Raw genomic sequence first — 18772 nt, 5'->3', positions numbered from 1 at the left:
TCACCGCCGCCGGGATTTGCGCAAGGTTTGCGCCAAATCTTTTGTATGGGCACTAACCGTTTTGGGTAATCCCATGTTTATGGGAGAGCTGGCGAAACCGGGATTTTCGCAAGTTATGGTGGCGTATCGCCGATGCCTGTTCTATCGGATGCTTTAAAAACCCGGCAGGCGGAATGGCAGATCGATGACGACGCGGGTACCAATCGGGCCGGTGACCAGGGTCAGGTCGGCGCCCAGCGACGCCGCGCGCTGGCGCATGTTGTTCAGCCCCTTGCCGGGCCTTGCGGCGGCGACTCCGTCCGGAATGCCGCGGCCTTCGTCTTTGACGACGATGCGGACCGCGAAGCGTCCCTTGTCTTCGGGGCCACCATCCGGCGCCGGCGCCATGGCGATGCTGACCCGGCGGCAGCCGGAATGGCGCACCGCATTGGTGACGGCCTCCTGCAGGATGCGGAACAGCGTCAGGGCATGTTCCGACCTGAGCCCCTCGATGTCGGGCAACGGCGCCATCTGCCAGTCGAGTTCCATCCCCTGCGCCTGGAGCTGGGGACCGATGCGCTCGTGGAACTGCGCCAGCATCATGCCCAGGTCGTTGCCGACATCGTCCAGCGACGCCACGACCAGCCGCAGATCGTCCAGCGCCTGCCGGGCCGCCGCAGAGATGCGGCGGTAGTCATGCTGCGGCAGCTCGCACTGGGCGACGATCGACACCAGCTGCCCGGCCAGCCCGTCATGCAGATCGCGGGTCAGGCGCAGCCGTTCGCTTTCCAGCGCGACGGCGCGGGTCTGCGCCTGTTCGCGGGCGAAACTGGCCCGCAGTTCGGCCTCCGCCGTCGCCACCTCGCGCCGCAGGATGTCGTTGAAGCGGCTGACCTCGCCCAGCGCCTGGGCGAATCGCCACATCAGCGTCGCGCTGACCACCGTCATCAGCAGCGGCGCCATGTAGCGGGTCATCGACGGCACGCGCAGGTCCAGAACGCCGGTCACCGCCAGGATGTCATGGCCGGCCATCAGCACGATGACGATCAGGCCGCCAAGCACGAGCTGGGCGGCGGCATGGTTCCGCCGGATCGCCGCCGACAGCACGATCCAGCCCGACCAGCCCAGCATCGCCACCGCCCAGGGGATCACGACGACGAGCCACAGCCACGCGAACCATGGCTGCAGCCGTGCCGGGTCGACCGCGGCGAGCAGGAACGCGCCGGCGACCACCGCCGGAGCCACCAGCAGCCACCGGACCGGAACCGCCAGTTCACGCCCGACCAGACGGGACATCACGAAGGGCAGCAGCGCCCCCTGCCACTGGCCGGCGAAGTTGACGACGCGGAACAGCCGTTCCAGGCCGTTCGGCTCGCTGCTGAACATCGGCAGGCCCTGGAGAACGCCCAACCCCAGGATCAGGCTCATCACCAGATGGATCGGCTCGTCGCGATGGCCGGCCCACACGATCAGCAGCGACAGGCACAAGGCCGCCTGCCACGCCACCAGCAGGCGCGGCAGCGTGACCATCATCCATTCGCGCTGGCTGTAGGCGGGACGAAGCAGGCGATCGGGGCCAACCACCACCGTGTCGAGGAAGCCGCCGGACTGGCTCCAGGCCGCGATGCGGACGTCGATCCGATTCTCGCCATCCTTCAACAGCGGCCGGGGGATCGGCTGGATCAGCGGCAGCGACTGGTTGACGACCACGTCGGACTGGATGGTCACGCTGTCGACCAGCAGCGCCCCGTTCAGCCACAGCGTCGCGTGCCCCGACAGGATCGGCACGTAGATCGACCAGCGGCCCTCGTCGCCCGGATGGTCGCCGGGATCATGGTGGCCGGCATCATAGTGAAAAGTCAGGCGGAACAGGCCGGAACAGCCGACCGGATCGGGAACCGCCTTGCAGCGGTAAGGCAGCGGAACGGCGGCGGCCCCCGGCGGCATCGTCTCGGGCGGCGGAGTTTCCATGGCCAGGTTCATCGCCACCGGAGCGAAGGTCGCCTCGGCGACGGCCAATCCGCCGTCCGGCATCTCCGGGGTCGCCGTCACCAGCCCGAGACCGAACAGCGCGGCCAACCCGTAATACAACAGCAGCAGCGGGCCACGGCCTCTCAGCCATGCCCGCAGGCGCCGCGGCAGGGACGGACCGGACGCCGGCAACCCGGCGATGTGTTGGCTCAAGTGCGTCAGTCCGACAGCTTGATGATTCTCCGCTCCACCGCAGTGTAGACCGCTTCGCTTCGGGAATTAACCTCAAGCTTGCGGTAGATGTTCTTGATGTGGCTGGGAACCGTCTGCCGGCTGATGCCCAGCCGGGCCGCGATGTCGTTGTAGGTGAATCCTTTGGCGATGCCCCACAGGATGTCCATCTCGCGCGGGGTCAGGGCGGGCGGCGCCTCCTCCGCCATGACGGGCGGCGCGGTCTGGGTCTGCCGGATGATGTGGCGGGCGATGGAGGCGGAGATGGGCGACCGGCCGTTGGTCAGGTCGTGGACCGCCGCGATCAGGTCGATCGGGCGCGCGTCCTTCAGGATGTAGCCGGAGGCGCCGGCCCGCACCGCCTGCATCACCGACGTCTCGTCGCCCAGCACGGAGATCACCATGATCTCCGTTTCCGGCATGCGTTGCCGCACCTCGCGGATCAGATCGCTGCCATGGCCGTCGGGCAGCTTCAGGTCGGTCACCAGCACGCGCGGACGGCTGCTCTCCAGCGCCGCGCGCGCCTCCGCCAGCGTTCCGACCGAAGCCTGCAGACGGATCCCCTCGCCCGCGGCCAGCGATGCGGCCAGGAAGTCACGGGTCGGCGCGTCGTCCTCGACAAGGACCACGGAGATGACGCCGCCGGTTCCGGCGGCCGATCGTGCCTGATCCACTGTGACGACCCCATGCGGACTGTCGGATCGAACCTTCGATTCAAACCTCATCATAGCGGGCCGTTGCCCGAAATCGCCATCCCATGAAAACGGGATGCCGCCCCCGGTATACAGTCTGTCACCATGCCTCCGCATGCCATGCACACGCCGCCACGACGACCGCAACCGGGACCGCCCCACAATGCCCAGGATGCCCACGCCGTCCCCCCCCCTTGCCGCTTCGCTTTCCGACAGCGAACCGCCCGCCGACGCGCTGGAGGAGTGGCGCCGCATCGTCGGGCCGGAGCATGTCCGAACCGCGGAGGCCGAGCGCCAGGGCTGGGGCCGGCGCACCTTCGCGCCGGATGTCCGGGTATCGGCCGTCGTCAGTCCGGGCGATGCCGACCAGACCGCCGCCTGCCTTGCCGTCGCCACCCGGCACCGCCTGCCGGTCCATCCGGTCAGCCGCGGCGCCAACTGGGGGCTGGGGTCGCGGGCGCCGACGCGGGATGGGGCGGTGGTGCTCGATCTCCGGCGGCTCGACCGCATCTCCGGCTTCGATGGCGAGCGCGGGCTGGTGCGGGTGGAGGCCGGAGTGACCTTCCACGCCCTGGCCGCCTTCCTGGCGGAGCGAACCGACCGCTTCTTCGTGCCAGTCATCGGCGGCCCGGCGGAGGCCAGCGCCCTCGCCAACGCGCTCGACCGCGGCGACGGCAGCATGGGCGAGCGCTGGACCTCGCTGTGCGAACTGGAGGTCGCGCTGGCGGACGGCCGGCGGCTGCGGACCGGCTGCGGACCGCTCGGGGCGGAGCGGACGGTCGGGCTGGACCCGGCGCCGGCCGGGCCGCTGATCGACGGTCTGTTCAGCCAGTCGAACCTTGGCGTGGTGACCAGCGCCGTCATCCGGCTGGAGGCGATGCCCAGCGACCTCGCCATCCTGTCGGTGGACATCGGCGGCCTCGACGCCCTGCCCGCCTTCCTGGATCTGTGGCGCGACTGCCAACGCGAGCAGTCCCTGCCCGACCGCTCGCTGACCCTGTGGAACGGCATCAAATGGCTGGCGCTGGACGATGTCCGCGCCTCCGTCCCGACCGACCGGCTCGCCCCGGCGGCCCTGAACGAGTGGCACGCCTCCGCCCTGATCCGCGCGGAGGCGCCGGAGGTGCTGGAGGCCCGCGCCGACCGCCTGTCCCGGCGCTTCGCCGCGGTGTCCCAAGCGGTGGAACTGGACGTCGCCCGGCGGGACGGCGCCTGGATCGAGGGATACGAGGATTGGCTGGGCGTGCCGGACGGACGCAACCTGCGAACGGTCTATTGGCGCAAGGATCGGCACCCCGACCTCGCGACGGCCGATCCCGACCGCGACGGCTGCGGCCTGATCTGGCTCTGCCTTGCCTTCCCCTTCGAATTCGGGGCGCTGGCCGATTACCTGACCTGGGCGCGCGAGCGGCTGGAACAGGCCGGAATCGACCTCAATGTCGGGATCGAGTCCAACAGCTTCCGCTGCCTGCTGACCTATTTCACCCTGGGGTTCGACCGGGCGATGCCGGGTGCGGACGAGGCCGCCCTCGCCGCTTACCGGGATCTGATCGGAACCGCGCTGGACCGGGGCTTCGCGCCCTACCGGCTGGCAAACGGCTTGCCGGTGCCCGAGGCGCTGCGCCGCTCACCCGCCGCCGCCTTGCTGACGGAACTGCGTGCGGTGGGCGATCCGGCCGGTGTCCTTTCGCCGGGCCGCAACGGCCTTGGCTGAACCCATTTCCAAATCAGGACGGCCACTGCCGCCACAGCTTGGTGGCGCAGACCACCAGCGGCACCGACAGGGTCGCCCAGCACAGCCAGTCCCACACCCCGTCGCCCAGGATGGCGGCGGCAAGCCCGATGACGGAGAGCACGGCCAGCGCGGCCGGAATGCGCCAGACGCCGGTCATGCCTTGCTCCCCAGCTTGGCGCCGGACGCGCCGCTCCCGGCGGATGCCGCCCGCGCCCGCGGCCGTTTCAGCCAGACGATGAATCCGGTCACCGTCACCGCGCCGGTGACGATGGTGAACAGCGCCCAGACGATCTGCAGCGGCAGCCCGCCGTAATCACCGAAGTGGAACGGCCCCGACAGCATCAGCACCGTCATGTACCAGGGCGTGCCGGCCGCCTCGGCCACCACGCCGGTCTCGGCATCGACGAGCGCGACGCTGAGCAGCCGCTGGGTCAGTTCGGTGTGGCCGCGCACCATCACGCTGAAATGGCGGCTGCCGGCATATTCGTTGCCGGGATAGGCGATGAAGGCCAGATCCTTGCCGGGAAAGACCGCCAACCCGGCTTCGGCCACCCGGTCGATCGACACAGGACTTCCGGTCATCGGCTCGGTATGGCGGGCGGTCATCGCCGCCAGTTCGGTCTTCTGCCAATAGCCGGTGATCAGCGGCGAGAAGGACAGGATGGCGCCGGTCAGCCCGACGACGAAGGCCCAGACCAGGGTCGCCACGCCGAACAGATTGTGCAGGTCGATGTTGCCGATGCGGGTTCCTCGCCCGAAACGCAGGATGCCGAAGGCCAGCTTCTTCATGAAGGGTCCGTAGACGACCAGCCCGCTGACCGTGCTGACCACGAACAGCAGCCCCATCACCCCGACGAACATCTGCCCGGCGAAGCCGGTGAACAGGTCGACATGCAGCTTCAGCAGGAAGCCAACCAGCGTCTCCTCCGGCTGCTTCAGCATCTGGTTGGCGCCGGTAAAGCCGTTCAGCACCACCCAGCGCCCCAGATCGAAGCCACTCTCCCCGGGCGGGCTCAGATAGATGTAGTTGACCGCCTTGTCCTCCGGATCGAAGGACAGCAGCTTGGGCTCCAGCGCCGGATCGGCCTTCCGCGCGATGTCGACCAGCGACTGGAGCGGCAGGCGGGCCTGCCCCTCCGTGTAGCTGCTGTCGAGCTCCTCCCCCATCAGATGCTGGATCTCGTGGTGGAACACCAGGATCAGCCCGGTGACGCAGAGGATCAGCAGGTTCGCCGAACAGATCAGGCTGGTCCAGCGGTGGACGAGGCGCCAGCCCCGCAGGCTCGCAGGCGTCATGACGGCTTCCTTTGCCAATGGGGAAGGGGAAGGGTCGGCACGGACACTTACCAGCGGTAGCGCAGGCCGGCGGTCACCGTCCGCTGATAGCCGTAGGCGCACCACTCGCCGTAATAGCAGGAGGCGACATATTCCTTGTTGAACAGGTTCTTGCCGTTGACGGTGACCTCCGCCCCCTGCAGCTTCGGCGACAGGGCGCCCAGGTCGTAGGACACGGTGGCGTCCACCAGGGTGAAGGACGGCACCTTGAAGCTGTTGGCCGTGTTCATCGTGCTGCCGGTGAAGCGGACGCCGGCGCCGACGCCGAGACCGGTCAGCGCGGTGCCTTCCGGCATGTGGTACATGGCCCAGGCCGACGCCTGATGGCGCGGCACGGCGGCCAGGCGCTTGCCCTCCAGCCCGCCATTGTCCTTGGTGTATTTGGTGTCGAGGTAGGTGTAGGTGCCGATGAGGTCGAGGTCCTTGGTCACCCCGACCTTGGCCTCCAGCTCGATGCCGCGCGACCGCGCTTCGCCGCTCTGGACGGAGAAGCCGGGGTGGGCGGGATCGCTGGTCAGCAGGTTGCTGCGGGTCAGGTCGAACAGGGCCGCGGTGAACAGGCTGTTCATGCCCGGCGGCTGGTACTTCACGCCGACCTCGTACTGGGTGCCTTCCTCCGGCTTGAAGGGCGTGCCGGCGAAATCGACGCCGCTGCTGGGCGTGAAGGATTCGGCGTAGCTGATGTAAGGCGCGATGCCGTTCTCGAAGACATAGGTCAGCCCGGCGCGGCCGGTCCAGGCCTGATCGGACTGGGTGCTGCTGCCGAAGGCGGAGCTGGAGGTGGTCTTCGCCCAGTCGCGGCGTCCGGCCACCGTCAGGATGAAGCCGCCGAGCCGCATCTGGTCCTGCAGATAGATGCCGGTCTGGCGCCCGTCGATGTCGGTGCGGTTGACCGCCGGCGGGGCGACGGCGACGCCATAGACCGGGTTGAACACGTCGATCGACGGCGCCAGCCCGAAGCCGGCGGTGTAATGGCCGTCGAGCCGCTGGTAATCGACGCCGGCCAGCAGCGTGTGGCCGACCGGGCCGGTGGAGAATCGCCCTTCGATCTGGTTGTCGAAGGCATACGCGTTCATCTCCTCCCGCGAGGTGGCGATGCCGCGATAGAGGGTGCGGTAGTCGGCGTCGAGGCCGTTGGCGTACAGGCTGTCATAGGCGACCTTGGCGTTCAGCCAGCGCCCGTTCAGCCGCACGGTCCAGACGTCGCTCAGCTTCTTGTCGAAGGCATAGCCGACCGAGGCCTGACGGCGGTCGAACTTCTCGAAATTCGGATCGCCGTCATAGAAATCGACCGGGATTTTGCCCAGCGGGTTCGACAGCACCGTGCCCTGCGGCGGGATGCCGCCATAGGAATTGCCCTTCGGGTCGTGCTGGTAGAAGCCCAGCAGGGTCAGGCTGGTCTCGGCATCCGGCTTCCAGGTGAAGGACGGGGCGACGGCGATGCGCTCGTTCTCCGTCATCCGGATCTGGCCGTCCTCGCTGAGGCCGACGGCGGTCAGGCGGTAGAGGAACTTGCCGTCCTTGTCGATCGGGCCGGAAAAGTCGGCGGTGCCGCGCCAATGATTGTCGGTGCCGTATTCGACCCCGACCTCGTTCAGCGCGGTGGCGGTCGGGCGCTTGGAAACCTGATTGATCAGGCCGCCGGCCGGCGACTGCCCGTACAGCACGGAGGTCGGGCCCTTCAGCACCTCCGCCCGTTCCAGCAGATAGGGGTCGACCTGCGATGCCGCGTAGTAGAGCGACTGCAGCTTCAGCCCGTTCAGATAGGTGTCGGCGTCGAAGCCGCGGACCTTCAGCTGGTCATAGCGGGTCGCCACCGCGCCGCGCGTCTCCGCCGTGACGCCGGCGGTGTAGCGCACCACCTGATTCAACGTCTGGGCGTTCTGGTCGCGGATCTGGTCGGCCGGAATGACCGAGATCGACTGCGGCGTCTCGATCAGCGGCGTGTCGGTCTTGGTGCCGGTCGCCTGCTGGTTGGCGACATAGCCGGTCACCGGCGACAGCGCCGTTTCCCCCTGCCCGGTCACCGTCACCGCCGGTATCTGCATCGCGGCACCATTGGTGCCCTGCCCGCCCGCGTTTTGCCCTCCAATACTCTGGGCCCCTGCCACCGCCGGCACCATCAGACCGCCCAGCACCATGGCGCCGAACGCCGCCCCACGCGACACCCGGCCGCCCTCAACCCGTTTCTTCACTTGCTTGCCCCCAACACGAATAAGAATCATTCGCAGTTGAGAGCCCTCATAATGCAACTCATTCTCAAATTCAACGCCTATTCACGTATGTGCCGCGACAATCGCATCCTGCTGGCGGTGAACCACGCGGGGCTGCCTTATCGGGCACCCGGCGACGATATCGGCATCGTCGGCGGCCCCTCGCCATGACACCCGTGGCGCGAAGCCATACCAAGGTCAGCCGTGCGATCTTCGGCGCAGGCGGCTTGGCCGCCCCCGATCTTTCTTGGTACAATTCATTCCAAGGCTATGACGACACGGCATGCAGATCTTCTGTGACGAAAGCGGCGGCATCGAACAGGGGCATTTCCTCGTGTCGGCCGTCCGGATTGACGGTGGCCAAGCGCTCCGAATGCTCAAGACGATCCGGAAGCTGACCGGCATCTCCGGCTCCGAGTTGAAAGGCAACGCGCTGGACATCCGGCAGATCGAGACCGTTTTCAGCGTCATCCAGCGGCATCCCGAAGCCGTCGCGGTGTCCGTGGTCTGCCGCCGCGATGATCCTGTTGGCGGATGGGCCGCCGGCACACTGGAAGAGCATCAGATTTGGCGTGAGTTGATCGTGGAATGCTGTCTGCCGCTCCATCGGCAAGGCGTGCAAGGTATTGTTCCGGACGGTGGGCGATACAAAAAGGCGATACTCCGCGCCATTGAGGCGGAGATCGCCGCATCGGTTTCGCGCCGCACGTCCCTGCCGCGGGTTCCGGTCGGATGCGCCAACAGCGTTGCAACACCAGGCATTCAGATCGCCGACGTGATCTCCAACACCGTACATCGTGCCATCAGTGACTATCCGGATGCCGAGGCATGCCGACGGCTTCTTGCCGCAGCCGAGGCCGCTGGCCAATTCAAAATCTCGATGGTGGACATGGCCGAGTGCCGTCCGGCTTGGCTGGATACGGCCTACCATTAGCGCTAAAAAGCCGAAAGCCGCCCGGAGGCGGCTTTGGTTTGTGTGTCGGCGCTTCGCCTACATCCCCGTCTAAGTGACTGACGGTGCCAAACGGCCCCTCCTGGACGGGCAGCGAGCGCAGCCTTTCGGCGCTTACCTCGACACATCCCGATTATGGGTTCCCCTCCGACTTGGGTCAATTCCGTTTCGCCGTAAAAAATCTCCGCCGTCCCCGACGAATCCCTCCCGCCGCCGCGTATCAGAAAGGAACAGCAAGACCGAGGCGGCCGAAAACGCCGTCCGGTCAAGCGCTAGGGCAAGCGTCGGAACAGGTCATGACGATTCGTTGGAAGCCGGTGGTCACCGGTGTGGTTCTCGCCGGTCTGGTCGGCGGCGTCGGCTACGCGGTTCAGCAGAAGCTGGCATCCCCGGCGACGGCGCAGCCGGGCCGTCCCCCGGCCGGCGCGCGCAGCAACGTGGTGGCGGTGCAGGCCGGCACCGTGGCGCGCGAGGATGTGCCGATCTGGTTCGACGGTATCGGTACGGTCCAGGCCTTCAACAGCGTCACCGTGCGCGCCCGCGTCGATGGCGAGCTTCAGCGCGTCTCGCTGCAGGAAGGCCAGCTGGTCAAGGCCGGCGACCTGCTGGCGACCATCGATTCCCGCCCGCTCCAGGCCCAGCTCGCCCAGGCCGAGGCGAAGAAGGCGCAGGACGAGGCGCAGTTGGCCAACGCCCGCCGCGACCTCGACCGCAACATGAACCTGAAGGAATTCGCTTCGCGCCAGACCGTCGACACCCAGCGCGCGCTGGTCGCCCAGTACGAGGCACAAATCCGCGCCGACGAGGCGGCGATCGAGGCGGTGCGGGTCCAGTTGAACTACACCACCATCACCGCCCCGATCAGCGGCCGCATCGGCCTGCGCAACGTCGACCAAGGCAATGTCGTGCGGGCGAGCGACCAGAGCGGCATCGCCACCATCACGCAAATCCAGCCCATCGCCGTCCTCTTCACCCTGCCGGAAAAGCAGCTTCAGGCCGTGCTCGCCGCCCAGGCGCAAGGGCCGGTGACGGTCGAGGCGCAGGACCGCGAAGGCCGCCGCGTGCTCGACACCGGCGCGCTGGCGGTGGTGGACAACCTGATCGACAGCGGCACCGGCACCATCCGCCTGAAGGCGCAGATGCCGAATGATCCGCAGAAGCTGTGGCCCGGCCAGTTCGTCAATGTCCGCCTGCTCTCCACCATCCGCCGCGGCGCCACCACCGTGCCGGCGACCGTGGTGCAGCGCGGCCCCCAGGGCACCTACGCCTACGTCATCAAGGACGACCTGACGGTGGAGCAGCGCCCGATCAAGGTCGCCCGCCAGGAGGAGACCAAGGCCATCATCGAGGAGGGCCTGACCCCCGGCGAGCGCGTGGTGGTGGACGGTCAGTACCGTTTGCAGCCCGGCTCCAAGATCCGCATCGTCGAGCCCATCGCTTCGGCGCCGGCGCCGGCGACGGGCACCACCCCGGCGCCGCAGGAGGAACGGCGGCGCGACCGGCAGCAGCGTGAGGGACGGCAGCCCTCATGAACATCTCCGCCCCCTTCATCCTGCGGCCGGTCGCCACCGGGCTGCTGATGCTGGCGGTGGTGCTGCTGGGCCTGCTGGGCTACAGCGCGCTGCCGATCTCCTCGCTGCCGACGGTCGATTTCCCGACGGTGCGCGTCACCACCCAGCTGCCGGGCGCAGCACCCGAGGTGATGGCGTCGTCGGTCACCGCGCCTCTGGAACGCCAGCTTGGACAGATCGCCGGTATCTCCTCCATGGTGTCGACCAGCTCCTTCGGGCTGTCGGTCATCACCCTGCAATTCGACCTGACCCGCGACATCGACGCCGCCTCGCAGGACGTGCAGTCGGCGATCAGCGCCGCGTCGGGCACGCTGCCCAAGGGGCTGCCGAACCCGCCGGTCTACGACAAGGTGAACCCGGCCGACACGCCGGTCATGGTGCTGGCGCTGAGTTCGGACAGCTTGCGGCTGGAGACCGTCAGTGACGCCGCCGACACGCTGCTGGCGCAGAAGCTGTCCCAGGTCGACGGCGTCGGCTATGTCGGGATCGAGGGCGGCCTGCGCCCGGCCGTCCGCGTGCAGGTCAATCCCGCCGCCGTCGCCGGTCTCGGCCTGACGCTGGAGGATGTGCGGACCACCATCACCCAGGCCAACGTCAACGCGCCGAAGGGCAGCTTCGACGGCCCGCGCCAGTCCTGGTCGATCGGCGTCAACGACCAGATCGAGAATGCCGCCGCCTACCGCCCGATCATCGTCGCCTACAAGAACGGCGGTCCGGTGCGGCTGACCGACATCGGCACCGTGGTCGATTCGGTGGAGAACACCCGGCTGGCGGCGTGGCATGACGGCAAGCCGGCGGTCCTGCTGAACGTGCTGCGCCAGCCCGGCGCCAACATCATCGACACGGTGGACCGCATCCGCAAGCTTCTGCCGTCGCTCCAGGCCAGCCTGCCGCCGCAGATCCACATGGCGGTGCTGACCGACCGGACGGAGACCATCCGCGCCTCGGTGGTGGACGTGCAGAAGACGCTGGTGCTGACCGCCGGGCTGGTGGTTCTGGTGATCTTCCTGTTCCTGCGCAAGGCCTGGGCGACGGTGATCCCGGCGGCGGCCCTGCCGCTGTCGCTGATCGGCACCTTCGGCATCATGGCTCTGTGCGGCTTCAGCCTGGACAACCTGTCGCTGATGGCGCTGACCATCGCGTCCGGCTTCGTCGTCGACGACGCCATCGTGATGATCGAGAACATCGTCCGCTACATCGAGCAGGGCGAGAAGCCGATGCAGGCCGCCCTCAAAGGGGCGCGCCAGATCGGCTTCACCGTCGTTTCGCTGACCCTGTCGCTGATCGCCGTGTTCATCCCGCTGCTGTTCATGGGCGGGGTGGTCGGCCGGCTGTTCCGCGAGTTCGCCATCACGCTGTCCATCGCCGTGCTGGTGTCGGCGGTGATCTCGCTGACGCTGACCCCGATGATGTGCGCCCGCCTGCTGAAACCGGAAACCGAGAGCAAGCCCAACGGCCTGTTCCGCTGGACCGAACGTGGCTTCGACGCGCTGCTGAACGGCTATGCAGCCTCGCTCCGCTTCGTGCTGCGCCACCAGCCGGCGACGCTGCTGGTCACCATCGCGACGCTGGCCGCCACCCTCTACCTCTACGACGTGGTGCCCAAGGGCTTCCTGCCGCAGCAGGACACCGGCGTCATCATCGGCGTCACCGACGCCGCCCCGTCCATCTCGGTCAAGGCGATGGCGGAGCGCCAGCGCGAGGTCGCCGACATCGTGCGGCGCGATCCCGACGTGGCCGGCGTGGCGAGCTTCGTCGGCACCGGCACGGTGAACGCCACCACCAACACCGGCAACCTGACCATCGCGCTGAAGCCGCGCGACCAGCGAAGCTCCTCGGCGGAGGAGATCATCGCCCGCCTGCGCGCCGCGACCGGCGACCTGAAGGGTGTGTCGCTGTTCATGCAGGCGGTGCAGGACGTGCAGATCGACAGCCGCGTCAGCCGCACCCAATACCAGTACGTGTTGCAGGACGCCGACCCGCGCGAGCTGGAGAACTGGACCCCGCGCCTGCTCGACGCCTTGCGCGCAAGGCCGGAACTGACCGACGTGGCGAGCGACCAGCAGCCGGACGGCCTGCAGGTCTATCTCACTATCGACCGCGACGCCGCCAGCCGCCTGCACGTCCTGCCCCAGGCCATCGACGACACGCTGTACGACGCCTTCGGCCAGCGTCAGGTCTCGACCATCTACACCCAGACCAACCAGTACCGCGTGATCCTGGAGGTCGAGCCGTCCTTCCAGATGGATCCGGCGTCCCTGTCCAAGATCTATGTGAAGGCCAGCGGCGGCACGGTCGTTCCTCTGAATGCCGTGGTGTCGGTGGAACGCAAGACCGCGCCGCTGGTCATCACCCACCAGGGCCAGTTCCCGTCGGTCACCCTGTCCTTCAACGTGGCGCACGGCGTCTCGCTGGGGGCGGCTGTCGCGGCGATCCAGGAGACGCGGGCCAGCATCGGCATGCCCGACACCGCAACCGCCCGCTTCGCCGGCACGGCCGCCGAGTTCCGCGCCTCGCTCGACACCCAGCCCTGGCTGATCCTGGCGGCTGTGGTCGCCGTCTATATCGTGCTGGGCATCCTGTACGAGAGCACGATCCACCCCATCACCATCCTGTCGACCCTGCCGTCCGCCGGCATCGGCGCGCTGCTGGCCCTGATGGCGACCGGCCACGACCTGTCGCTGATCGCGCTGGTCGGCATCGTGCTGCTGATCGGCATCGTCAAGAAGAACGCCATCATGATGATCGACTTCGCGCTGGAGGCCGAACGTCACCAGGGCATGGCGCCGGAACGCTCGATCTACGAGGCGTCGCTCCTGCGCTTCCGCCCGATCATGATGACGACCATGGCCGCCCTGCTGGGCGCCCTGCCGCTGGCGCTGGAGAACGGAACCGGGTCGGAACTGCGCAAGCCGATGGGCATCGCCATCGTCGGCGGCCTGCTGCTGAGCCAGGTGCTGACGCTCTACACCACGCCGGTGGTCTATCTCTACATGGACCGTCTCGGCAGCCGGCTGGGCCGCTGGCTGCGGCCATGGCGGCGCAAGCCGTCGGCCGAGCCCGGCAACGATCACGCTCCCGGCCGGGCGGCGGCGGAGTAGCCGGCCATGCTTCCCGCAAACCTCCTGCCCTCCGGCGCTTCGCTCTCCGCCCTGTTCATCCGGCGGCCGGTCGGCACGTCGCTGCTGATGGTCGGGCTGATGATCCTCGGCATGGTGGCCTACCGTTTCCTGCCGGTGGCGCCGCTGCCGCAGGTGGAGTTCCCCACCATCATCGTCACCGCCTCGCTGCCCGGCGCCAGCCCGGAGACCATGGCCGCCTCCGTCGCCACGCCGCTGGAACGCCGCCTCGCCCGCATCGCCGGCGTGTCGGAGATGACCTCCAACAGCAAGCTCGGCAGCACCGTCGTCGTCGTGCAGTTCGAGCTGAACCGCGACGTGGAATCGGCCTCGCGCGACGTGCAAGCCGCCATCAACGCCGCCGGCGGCGACCTGCCGGCCGACCTGCCGAGCCCACCCAAGATGCGGCGCATCAACCCGGCCGACGCGCCGGTGATGACGCTGGCGATGACCTCCACCACGCTCGCCCCGGCCGAGCTTTACAATCTCGCCGACAGCGTGATCGGCCAGCGCCTGAGCCAGATCGAGGGGGTGGCCCAGGTCTCCATCAATGGGGCGGAGAAGACGGCGGTGCGCGTGCGCGTCAATGCCGCCGCGGCCGCCAACATGGGCGTCAGCCTGGAATCGATCCGCAGCGTCATCTCCCAGGCCAACGCCAACGGCCCGAAGGGCAGCTTCGACGGCACCCATGAATCCTGGTCGATCGGCGCCAGCGACCAACTGTTCGGCGCCGATGCCTACCGCAAGCTGATCGTGACCGAAAAGAACGGCGCCACCATCCGCCTCGGCGACGTCGCCGAGGTGATCGAGGCGCCGGAGAACAGCCGCACCGCCGCCTGGCAGGACGGCCAGCGCGCCGTGCTCATCAACATCCAGAAGCAGCCCGGCTCCAACGTGGTGGAGACGGTGGACCGCATCCGGGCGGAGCTGCCGACCCTGCGCGGCTGGATGCCGCCGGGGGTCAGCCTCGCGGTGCGCACCGACCGCACGCCGACCATCCGCGCCTCCATCGACGATGTGCAGAAGACGCTGGCGGTCACCGTGGCGCTGGTGGTGATGGTGATGGCGCTGTTCCTGCGCCGGCTGTGGGCGACGGTGATCCCGGCGGCCTCGGTTCCGCTGTCGCTGGCCGGCACCTTCGGCGTGATGTGGATCGTCGGCTACAGCCTGGACAATTTCTCGCTGATGGCGCTGACCATCTCGGTCGGCTTCGTGGTGGACGACGCCATCGTCGTCATCGAGAACATCGTCCGCCACATCGAAAAGGGCGCCAAGCCGTTCGAGGCGGCGGTGAAGGGGGCGCGGCAGGTCGCCTTCACCGTGGTGTCGATCAGCCTGTCGCTGGTCGCCGTCTTCATCCCCATCCTGTTCATGGGCGGCATCCAGGGCCGGCTGTTCCGCGAATTCGCCGTGGTGCTGTCGGTCGCCATCGCCGTCTCGGCCGTGGTGTCGCTGACCCTGACCCCGATGATGTGCGCCCATCTGCTGGCGCCGGAGGCGGAGCGCAGCCCCCCCGGCCGCCTCGCCCGCGCGCTCGGCTGGATCGGCGACCGCCTGTTCGGCCTCTATGCCGGCGGGCTGGACTGGGTGCTGGCCCACCGCCGCACCATGCTGGCGGCGACCTTCGCCATCATCGGCGTCAGCGTCTGGCTCTACGGGCAGGTGCCGAAGGGCTTCGTGCCGCAGCAGGACACCGGCCTGCTGATCGGCTTCAGCGACCCACCGCCCGACATCTCCTTCCGCGCCATGGTGACGCGCCAGCGCGCCTTGCAGGACGCCGTTTCCGGCGACCCGGCGGTGGCGAGCGTCGGCGGCACCATCGGCGGCGGCGGTCCCGGCGGCACCTATTCCGGCCAGATCTACATCGCCCTGAAACCGAAGGCGGAGCGCGACGACCTGCCCACCGTCACCCAGCGGCTGCGCCAGCGCGCCGGCAAGGTGCCGGGGGTGCAGCTCTATCTGATGCCGGTGCAGGACATCCGCGTCGGCGGCTTCCAGGGCCGCAGCCAGTACCGCTACAGCCTGCAGGACGCCGACATCGGCGCGCTCAACGAATGGGCGCCCAAGCTGGTGGAGAAGATGCGCACCCTGCCGGAGCTGGTCGACGTCGCCAACGACCGCCAGAACGGCGGCATCCAGGCCAACGTCATCGTCGACCGCGACGCCGCCGCCCGCCTCGGCGTGTCGCTCAGCAGCCTGGAGTCGACGCTCTACGACGCCTTCGGCCAGCGGCAGGTCTCGACCATGTATCTGGCGCAGAACCAGCACAAGGTGGTGCTGGAGGTCGACCCCGCCGAGGCGCTCGGCCCCGACGACCTGAAGCGCATCTACGTCACCGGCCGCGACGGCATGGTGCCGCTGTCGGCGGTGTCGCGCGTCGTCATCGGCAACCAGGCCGCCAGCATCCAGCACCAGAGCGGCTTCCCGGTCGCCAATTTGACCTTCGACCTCGCCCCCGGCGTCTCGCTGTCCCAGGCGACCGAACTGATCCAGCGCGCGGCGGAGGACATCGGCATGCCCGCCAGCATCCGCGCCGGCTTCCAGGGCGACGCGCGCGCCTTCCAGCAATCCTCCTCCAGCCAGCCGCTGCTGATCCTGGCGGCGCTGATCACCATCTACATCGTGCTGGGCGTTCTGTACGAAAGCCTGATCCACCCGCTGACCATCCTGTCGACCCTGCCGTCGGCCGGTCTGGGGGCGCTGATCGCGCTGATCCTGACCGGCTACGACCTGTCGATCGTGGCCTTGATCGGCATCATCCTGCTGATCGGCATCGTCAAGAAGAACGCCATCATGATGATCGACTTCGCCCTGGAGGCGGAGCGCGAGCGCGGCCTGTCGCCCTTGGAGGCGATCCGCGAGGCCGGACTGGTCCGCTTCCGCCCGATCATGATGACGACGATGGCGGCGCTGCTGGGTGCGGTTCCGCTCGCCTTCGATTACGGCACCGGCGGCGAGATCCGCCGCCCGCTCGGCATCGCCATCATCGGCGGCCTGCTGGTCAGCCAGATGCTGACTCTCTACACCACGCCGGTGGTCTACCTGACCCTGGAACGGCTGGCCCTGCGGCGCACCCGCCGCCACGCCATCGCCGCCCCGGCGGAATAGGGGGCGGCGGATGGGTGCGCTTATCCTCGGGGGTAAATGCCCTCTCCCGCCCCGGGAGAGGGAGGGGACCCGCGCCGAAGGCGTGGGGAGGGTGAGGGGTGTCCCAAGACTCCTGAACCGCATGGTTCCTTGGATCACCCCTCACCCTTCCCAAGCTGCGCTTGGGTCCCTTCCCTCTCCCGGGACGGGAGAGGGAGATGTTTTCGCACCACGCTGGCGCCTCTCCGCCCTCTTGGGCATAGTTCTCGCCCACGGCATGAGCGGAGCCCCGGTGGCCGACGACACCGACAGCGACGACGGGTTGATGGAGCGCGTGGCCGGCGGCGATGCCGCCGCCTTCGACCGTCTGGCCGCCCGCCATATGCGCCGCGCCGTGGCGCTGGCCCAGCGGATGACCGGCAACCCGTCCGACGCCGACGAGATCGCGCAGGAGGCGTTCCTGCGGGTCTGGCAGCATGCCGGCCGCTGGGACGGGGCGCGGGCCGCCTTCACCACCTGGCTCTACCGCATCGTCATGAACCTCGCCATCGACCGTGGCCGCCGCCCCGGCTGGTCGCCGCTGGAAGACGCCGGCGATCCGCCCGATGAGTCGCCCGACGCGCTGGCCCGCATCGCCGAGCGCCAGACCGCCGAGCGGGTCAACCGGGCGCTGGCCGCCTTGCCCGACCGCCAGCGCGCCGCCGTCGTGCTGTTCCATCAGGAGGGGCTCAGCCTGCGGCAGGCCGCCGAAATCCTGACCATGAGCGAAAGCGCCTTCGCCTCGCTGCTGGCCCGCGCCCGCGCCGCGCTGAAGGCCGCGCTCACCGCCGCCGACGCCCTATGAGGAGGGAGGATGCCATGACCGACGAAGACTTCCTCCGCCACCTGGACGACTACGGCGCCGCCCCGGAGCGCTGGCCGCCGGAGCTGCGCGCCGCGGCCGACGCCGCGCTCGCCCGCTCCCCCGCCCTGCGCACGGCGCTGGAGGACGCGCAGTCCTTCGACCGGCTGCTCGCCACCCCCGCCCCGCCGGTGGAGGATGCCCGCGTCGACCGCCTGCTGGCCGCCGTCGGCAAGGCGGCGCGCGCCATGCCGCAGGACAGCATCGTGATGCTTCTGCTCGGCCGGACGCCGCGGCGAACGGTGGCCGGCTTCTGCGTCGCCCTGCTCGCGCTCGGCTGGCTGACCGGAGGTTGGCTGACCGGACAGCTTGCCAGCCCCGCCCCCACCGCGCCGCGCAGCCAGGAACTGGCCCTGCTGAGCGACGAGGTCGTCACCCTGTTCGACGGAGACTCCCGATGAGCGGTTTCGCCGCCCCCCAGCCGTCCGTCCTCACTCGCCTCCGCCAACGGATCAGCCTGCGCACGCTGGCCCTGGCGTCGCTGGCGCTGAACCTGTTCCTCGGCGCCATGCTGGTGGCGACGATCCGCCACCCGCCACCCCCGCCCTACCGGCCGATGCCCGACCGCTTCGTCGAGCATGTGGCCGCCGACCTGTCCGACGCCGACGCCGCCGTCCTGCGCGCCGCCTTCGAGCCGCTGCGCCCGCGCTACGATGCGCTGTCCCAGGACTACCGCGAGGCCGGGCAGCGGGTGCGCGCCCTGCTCCAGGCCGAGCCTGTGGATTTTGACTCCCTGCGCGCCGCGACCTCCGCCGCCCGCGCCAAGCGCCGCCAGATCGGCGAACTGACCGAGGAAACCGTGCTGTCCATCCTGCCCGACCTGTCGCCGGCCGGCCGGCTGCGGCTGGTCGGTGGGCCGGGGGCGGAGAAGCTGTCCCATCCGCCTAAAAAATAGGCAAACCCACTCATCCACAGGCCGGACAGGCCAGCCGGAAGGGTGTGGATGATTCTGTTCGGAGATTGCGCACACATCTATCCACAGATTC

14 protein-coding genes are annotated in these 18772 nt (G+C 68.7%); 9 read left to right on the top strand and 5 right to left on the bottom strand.

Features of this window, described 5'->3' with window-relative positions; translation table 11 throughout:
* Positions 1-153: 153 nt before the first annotated feature.
* Together TSO5_RS30995 and TSO5_RS30990 are read right to left on the bottom strand one after the other, a co-directional pair.
* The gene (locus tag TSO5_RS30995; RefSeq protein ID WP_109155205.1) at positions 154-2163 is read right to left on the bottom strand and encodes an ATP-binding protein; all 2010 of its coding nucleotides are present in this window, start codon (positions 2161-2163) and stop codon (positions 154-156) included.
* A gap of 5 nt (positions 2164-2168) precedes the next feature.
* The gene (locus TSO5_RS30990; RefSeq protein WP_247871056.1) at positions 2169-2855 is read right to left on the bottom strand and encodes a response regulator transcription factor; all 687 of its coding nucleotides are present in this window, start codon (positions 2853-2855) and stop codon (positions 2169-2171) included.
* Positions 2856-3036: 181 nt separating this feature from the next.
* Here TSO5_RS30990 and TSO5_RS30985 point away from each other — a divergent pair, with 181 nt between their 5' ends.
* Positions 3037-4587: an FAD-binding oxidoreductase gene (locus tag TSO5_RS30985; protein ID WP_158282517.1), complete on the top strand. Its 1551-nt coding sequence runs from the start codon at positions 3037-3039 to the stop codon at positions 4585-4587.
* A gap of 13 nt (positions 4588-4600) precedes the next feature.
* Here TSO5_RS30985 and TSO5_RS33115 read toward each other — a convergent pair whose 3' ends face one another.
* From TSO5_RS33115 to TSO5_RS30975, 3 genes are read right to left on the bottom strand one after another with little or no spacing between them, the layout of a single operon-like run.
* Positions 4601-4765: a hypothetical protein gene (locus tag TSO5_RS33115; RefSeq protein ID WP_199231072.1), complete on the bottom strand. Its 165-nt coding sequence runs from the start codon at positions 4763-4765 to the stop codon at positions 4601-4603.
* A complete protein-coding gene (locus TSO5_RS30980; RefSeq protein ID WP_109155203.1) occupies positions 4762-5904 on the bottom strand; it encodes a PepSY-associated TM helix domain-containing protein in 1143 nt (380 codons plus the stop codon). Before TSO5_RS30980 ends, TSO5_RS33115 begins: the two co-directional genes overlap by 4 nt.
* A gap of 47 nt (positions 5905-5951) precedes the next feature.
* Positions 5952-8138, bottom strand: a complete 2187-nt coding sequence (locus TSO5_RS30975; protein WP_247871055.1) for a TonB-dependent siderophore receptor — start codon at positions 8136-8138, stop codon at positions 5952-5954.
* 51 nt (positions 8139-8189) lie between these two features.
* Between TSO5_RS30975 and TSO5_RS32860 the strand changes: the two genes are divergently transcribed.
* The 8 genes from TSO5_RS32860 (at position 8190) to TSO5_RS30935 (ending at position 18681) form a co-directional block, all read left to right on the top strand.
* Complete coding sequence (locus TSO5_RS32860) at positions 8190-8327, top strand: hypothetical protein (protein ID WP_158282516.1); 138 nt, start codon at positions 8190-8192, stop codon at positions 8325-8327.
* 112 nt (positions 8328-8439) lie between these two features.
* Positions 8440-9090: a DUF3800 domain-containing protein gene (locus TSO5_RS30970; protein ID WP_109155201.1), complete on the top strand. Its 651-nt coding sequence runs from the start codon at positions 8440-8442 to the stop codon at positions 9088-9090.
* Positions 9091-9404: 314 nt separating this feature from the next.
* Positions 9405-10640 carry an efflux RND transporter periplasmic adaptor subunit gene (locus TSO5_RS30965; RefSeq protein ID WP_109155200.1) on the top strand — a complete coding sequence of 412 codons (1236 nt, stop codon included), beginning with the start codon at positions 9405-9407 and terminating at the stop codon, positions 10638-10640.
* Positions 10637-13780 (top strand): multidrug efflux RND transporter permease subunit, encoded by a 3144-nt coding sequence (locus TSO5_RS30960; protein ID WP_109155199.1) that lies wholly within the window; start codon positions 10637-10639, stop codon positions 13778-13780. Before TSO5_RS30965 ends, TSO5_RS30960 begins: the two co-directional genes overlap by 4 nt.
* Positions 13781-13786: 6 nt before the next feature.
* On the top strand, positions 13787-16906 hold the full coding sequence (locus TSO5_RS30955) for an efflux RND transporter permease subunit (RefSeq protein ID WP_109155198.1): 3120 nt from the start codon (positions 13787-13789) through the stop codon (positions 16904-16906).
* 271 nt (positions 16907-17177) lie between these two features.
* Positions 17178-17729 carry an RNA polymerase sigma factor gene (locus TSO5_RS30945; RefSeq protein ID WP_109155197.1) on the top strand — a complete coding sequence of 184 codons (552 nt, stop codon included), beginning with the start codon at positions 17178-17180 and terminating at the stop codon, positions 17727-17729.
* Between the two features lie 14 nt (positions 17730-17743).
* Positions 17744-18187: a hypothetical protein gene (locus TSO5_RS30940; protein ID WP_247871054.1), complete on the top strand. Its 444-nt coding sequence runs from the start codon at positions 17744-17746 to the stop codon at positions 18185-18187.
* Positions 18184-18681, top strand: a complete 498-nt coding sequence (locus TSO5_RS30935) for a periplasmic heavy metal sensor (protein WP_109155195.1) — start codon at positions 18184-18186, stop codon at positions 18679-18681. The genes TSO5_RS30940 and TSO5_RS30935 overlap by 4 nt, the downstream gene beginning before the upstream one ends.
* Positions 18682-18772: the final 91 nt, after the last annotated feature.

The organism is Azospirillum sp. TSO5 (assembly GCF_003116065.1).
Lineage (GTDB): Bacteria > Pseudomonadota > Alphaproteobacteria > Azospirillales > Azospirillaceae > Azospirillum.
Note: the sequence above shows the minus strand (reverse complement) of the source record. Positions and strands in the feature narration are given on the sequence as shown.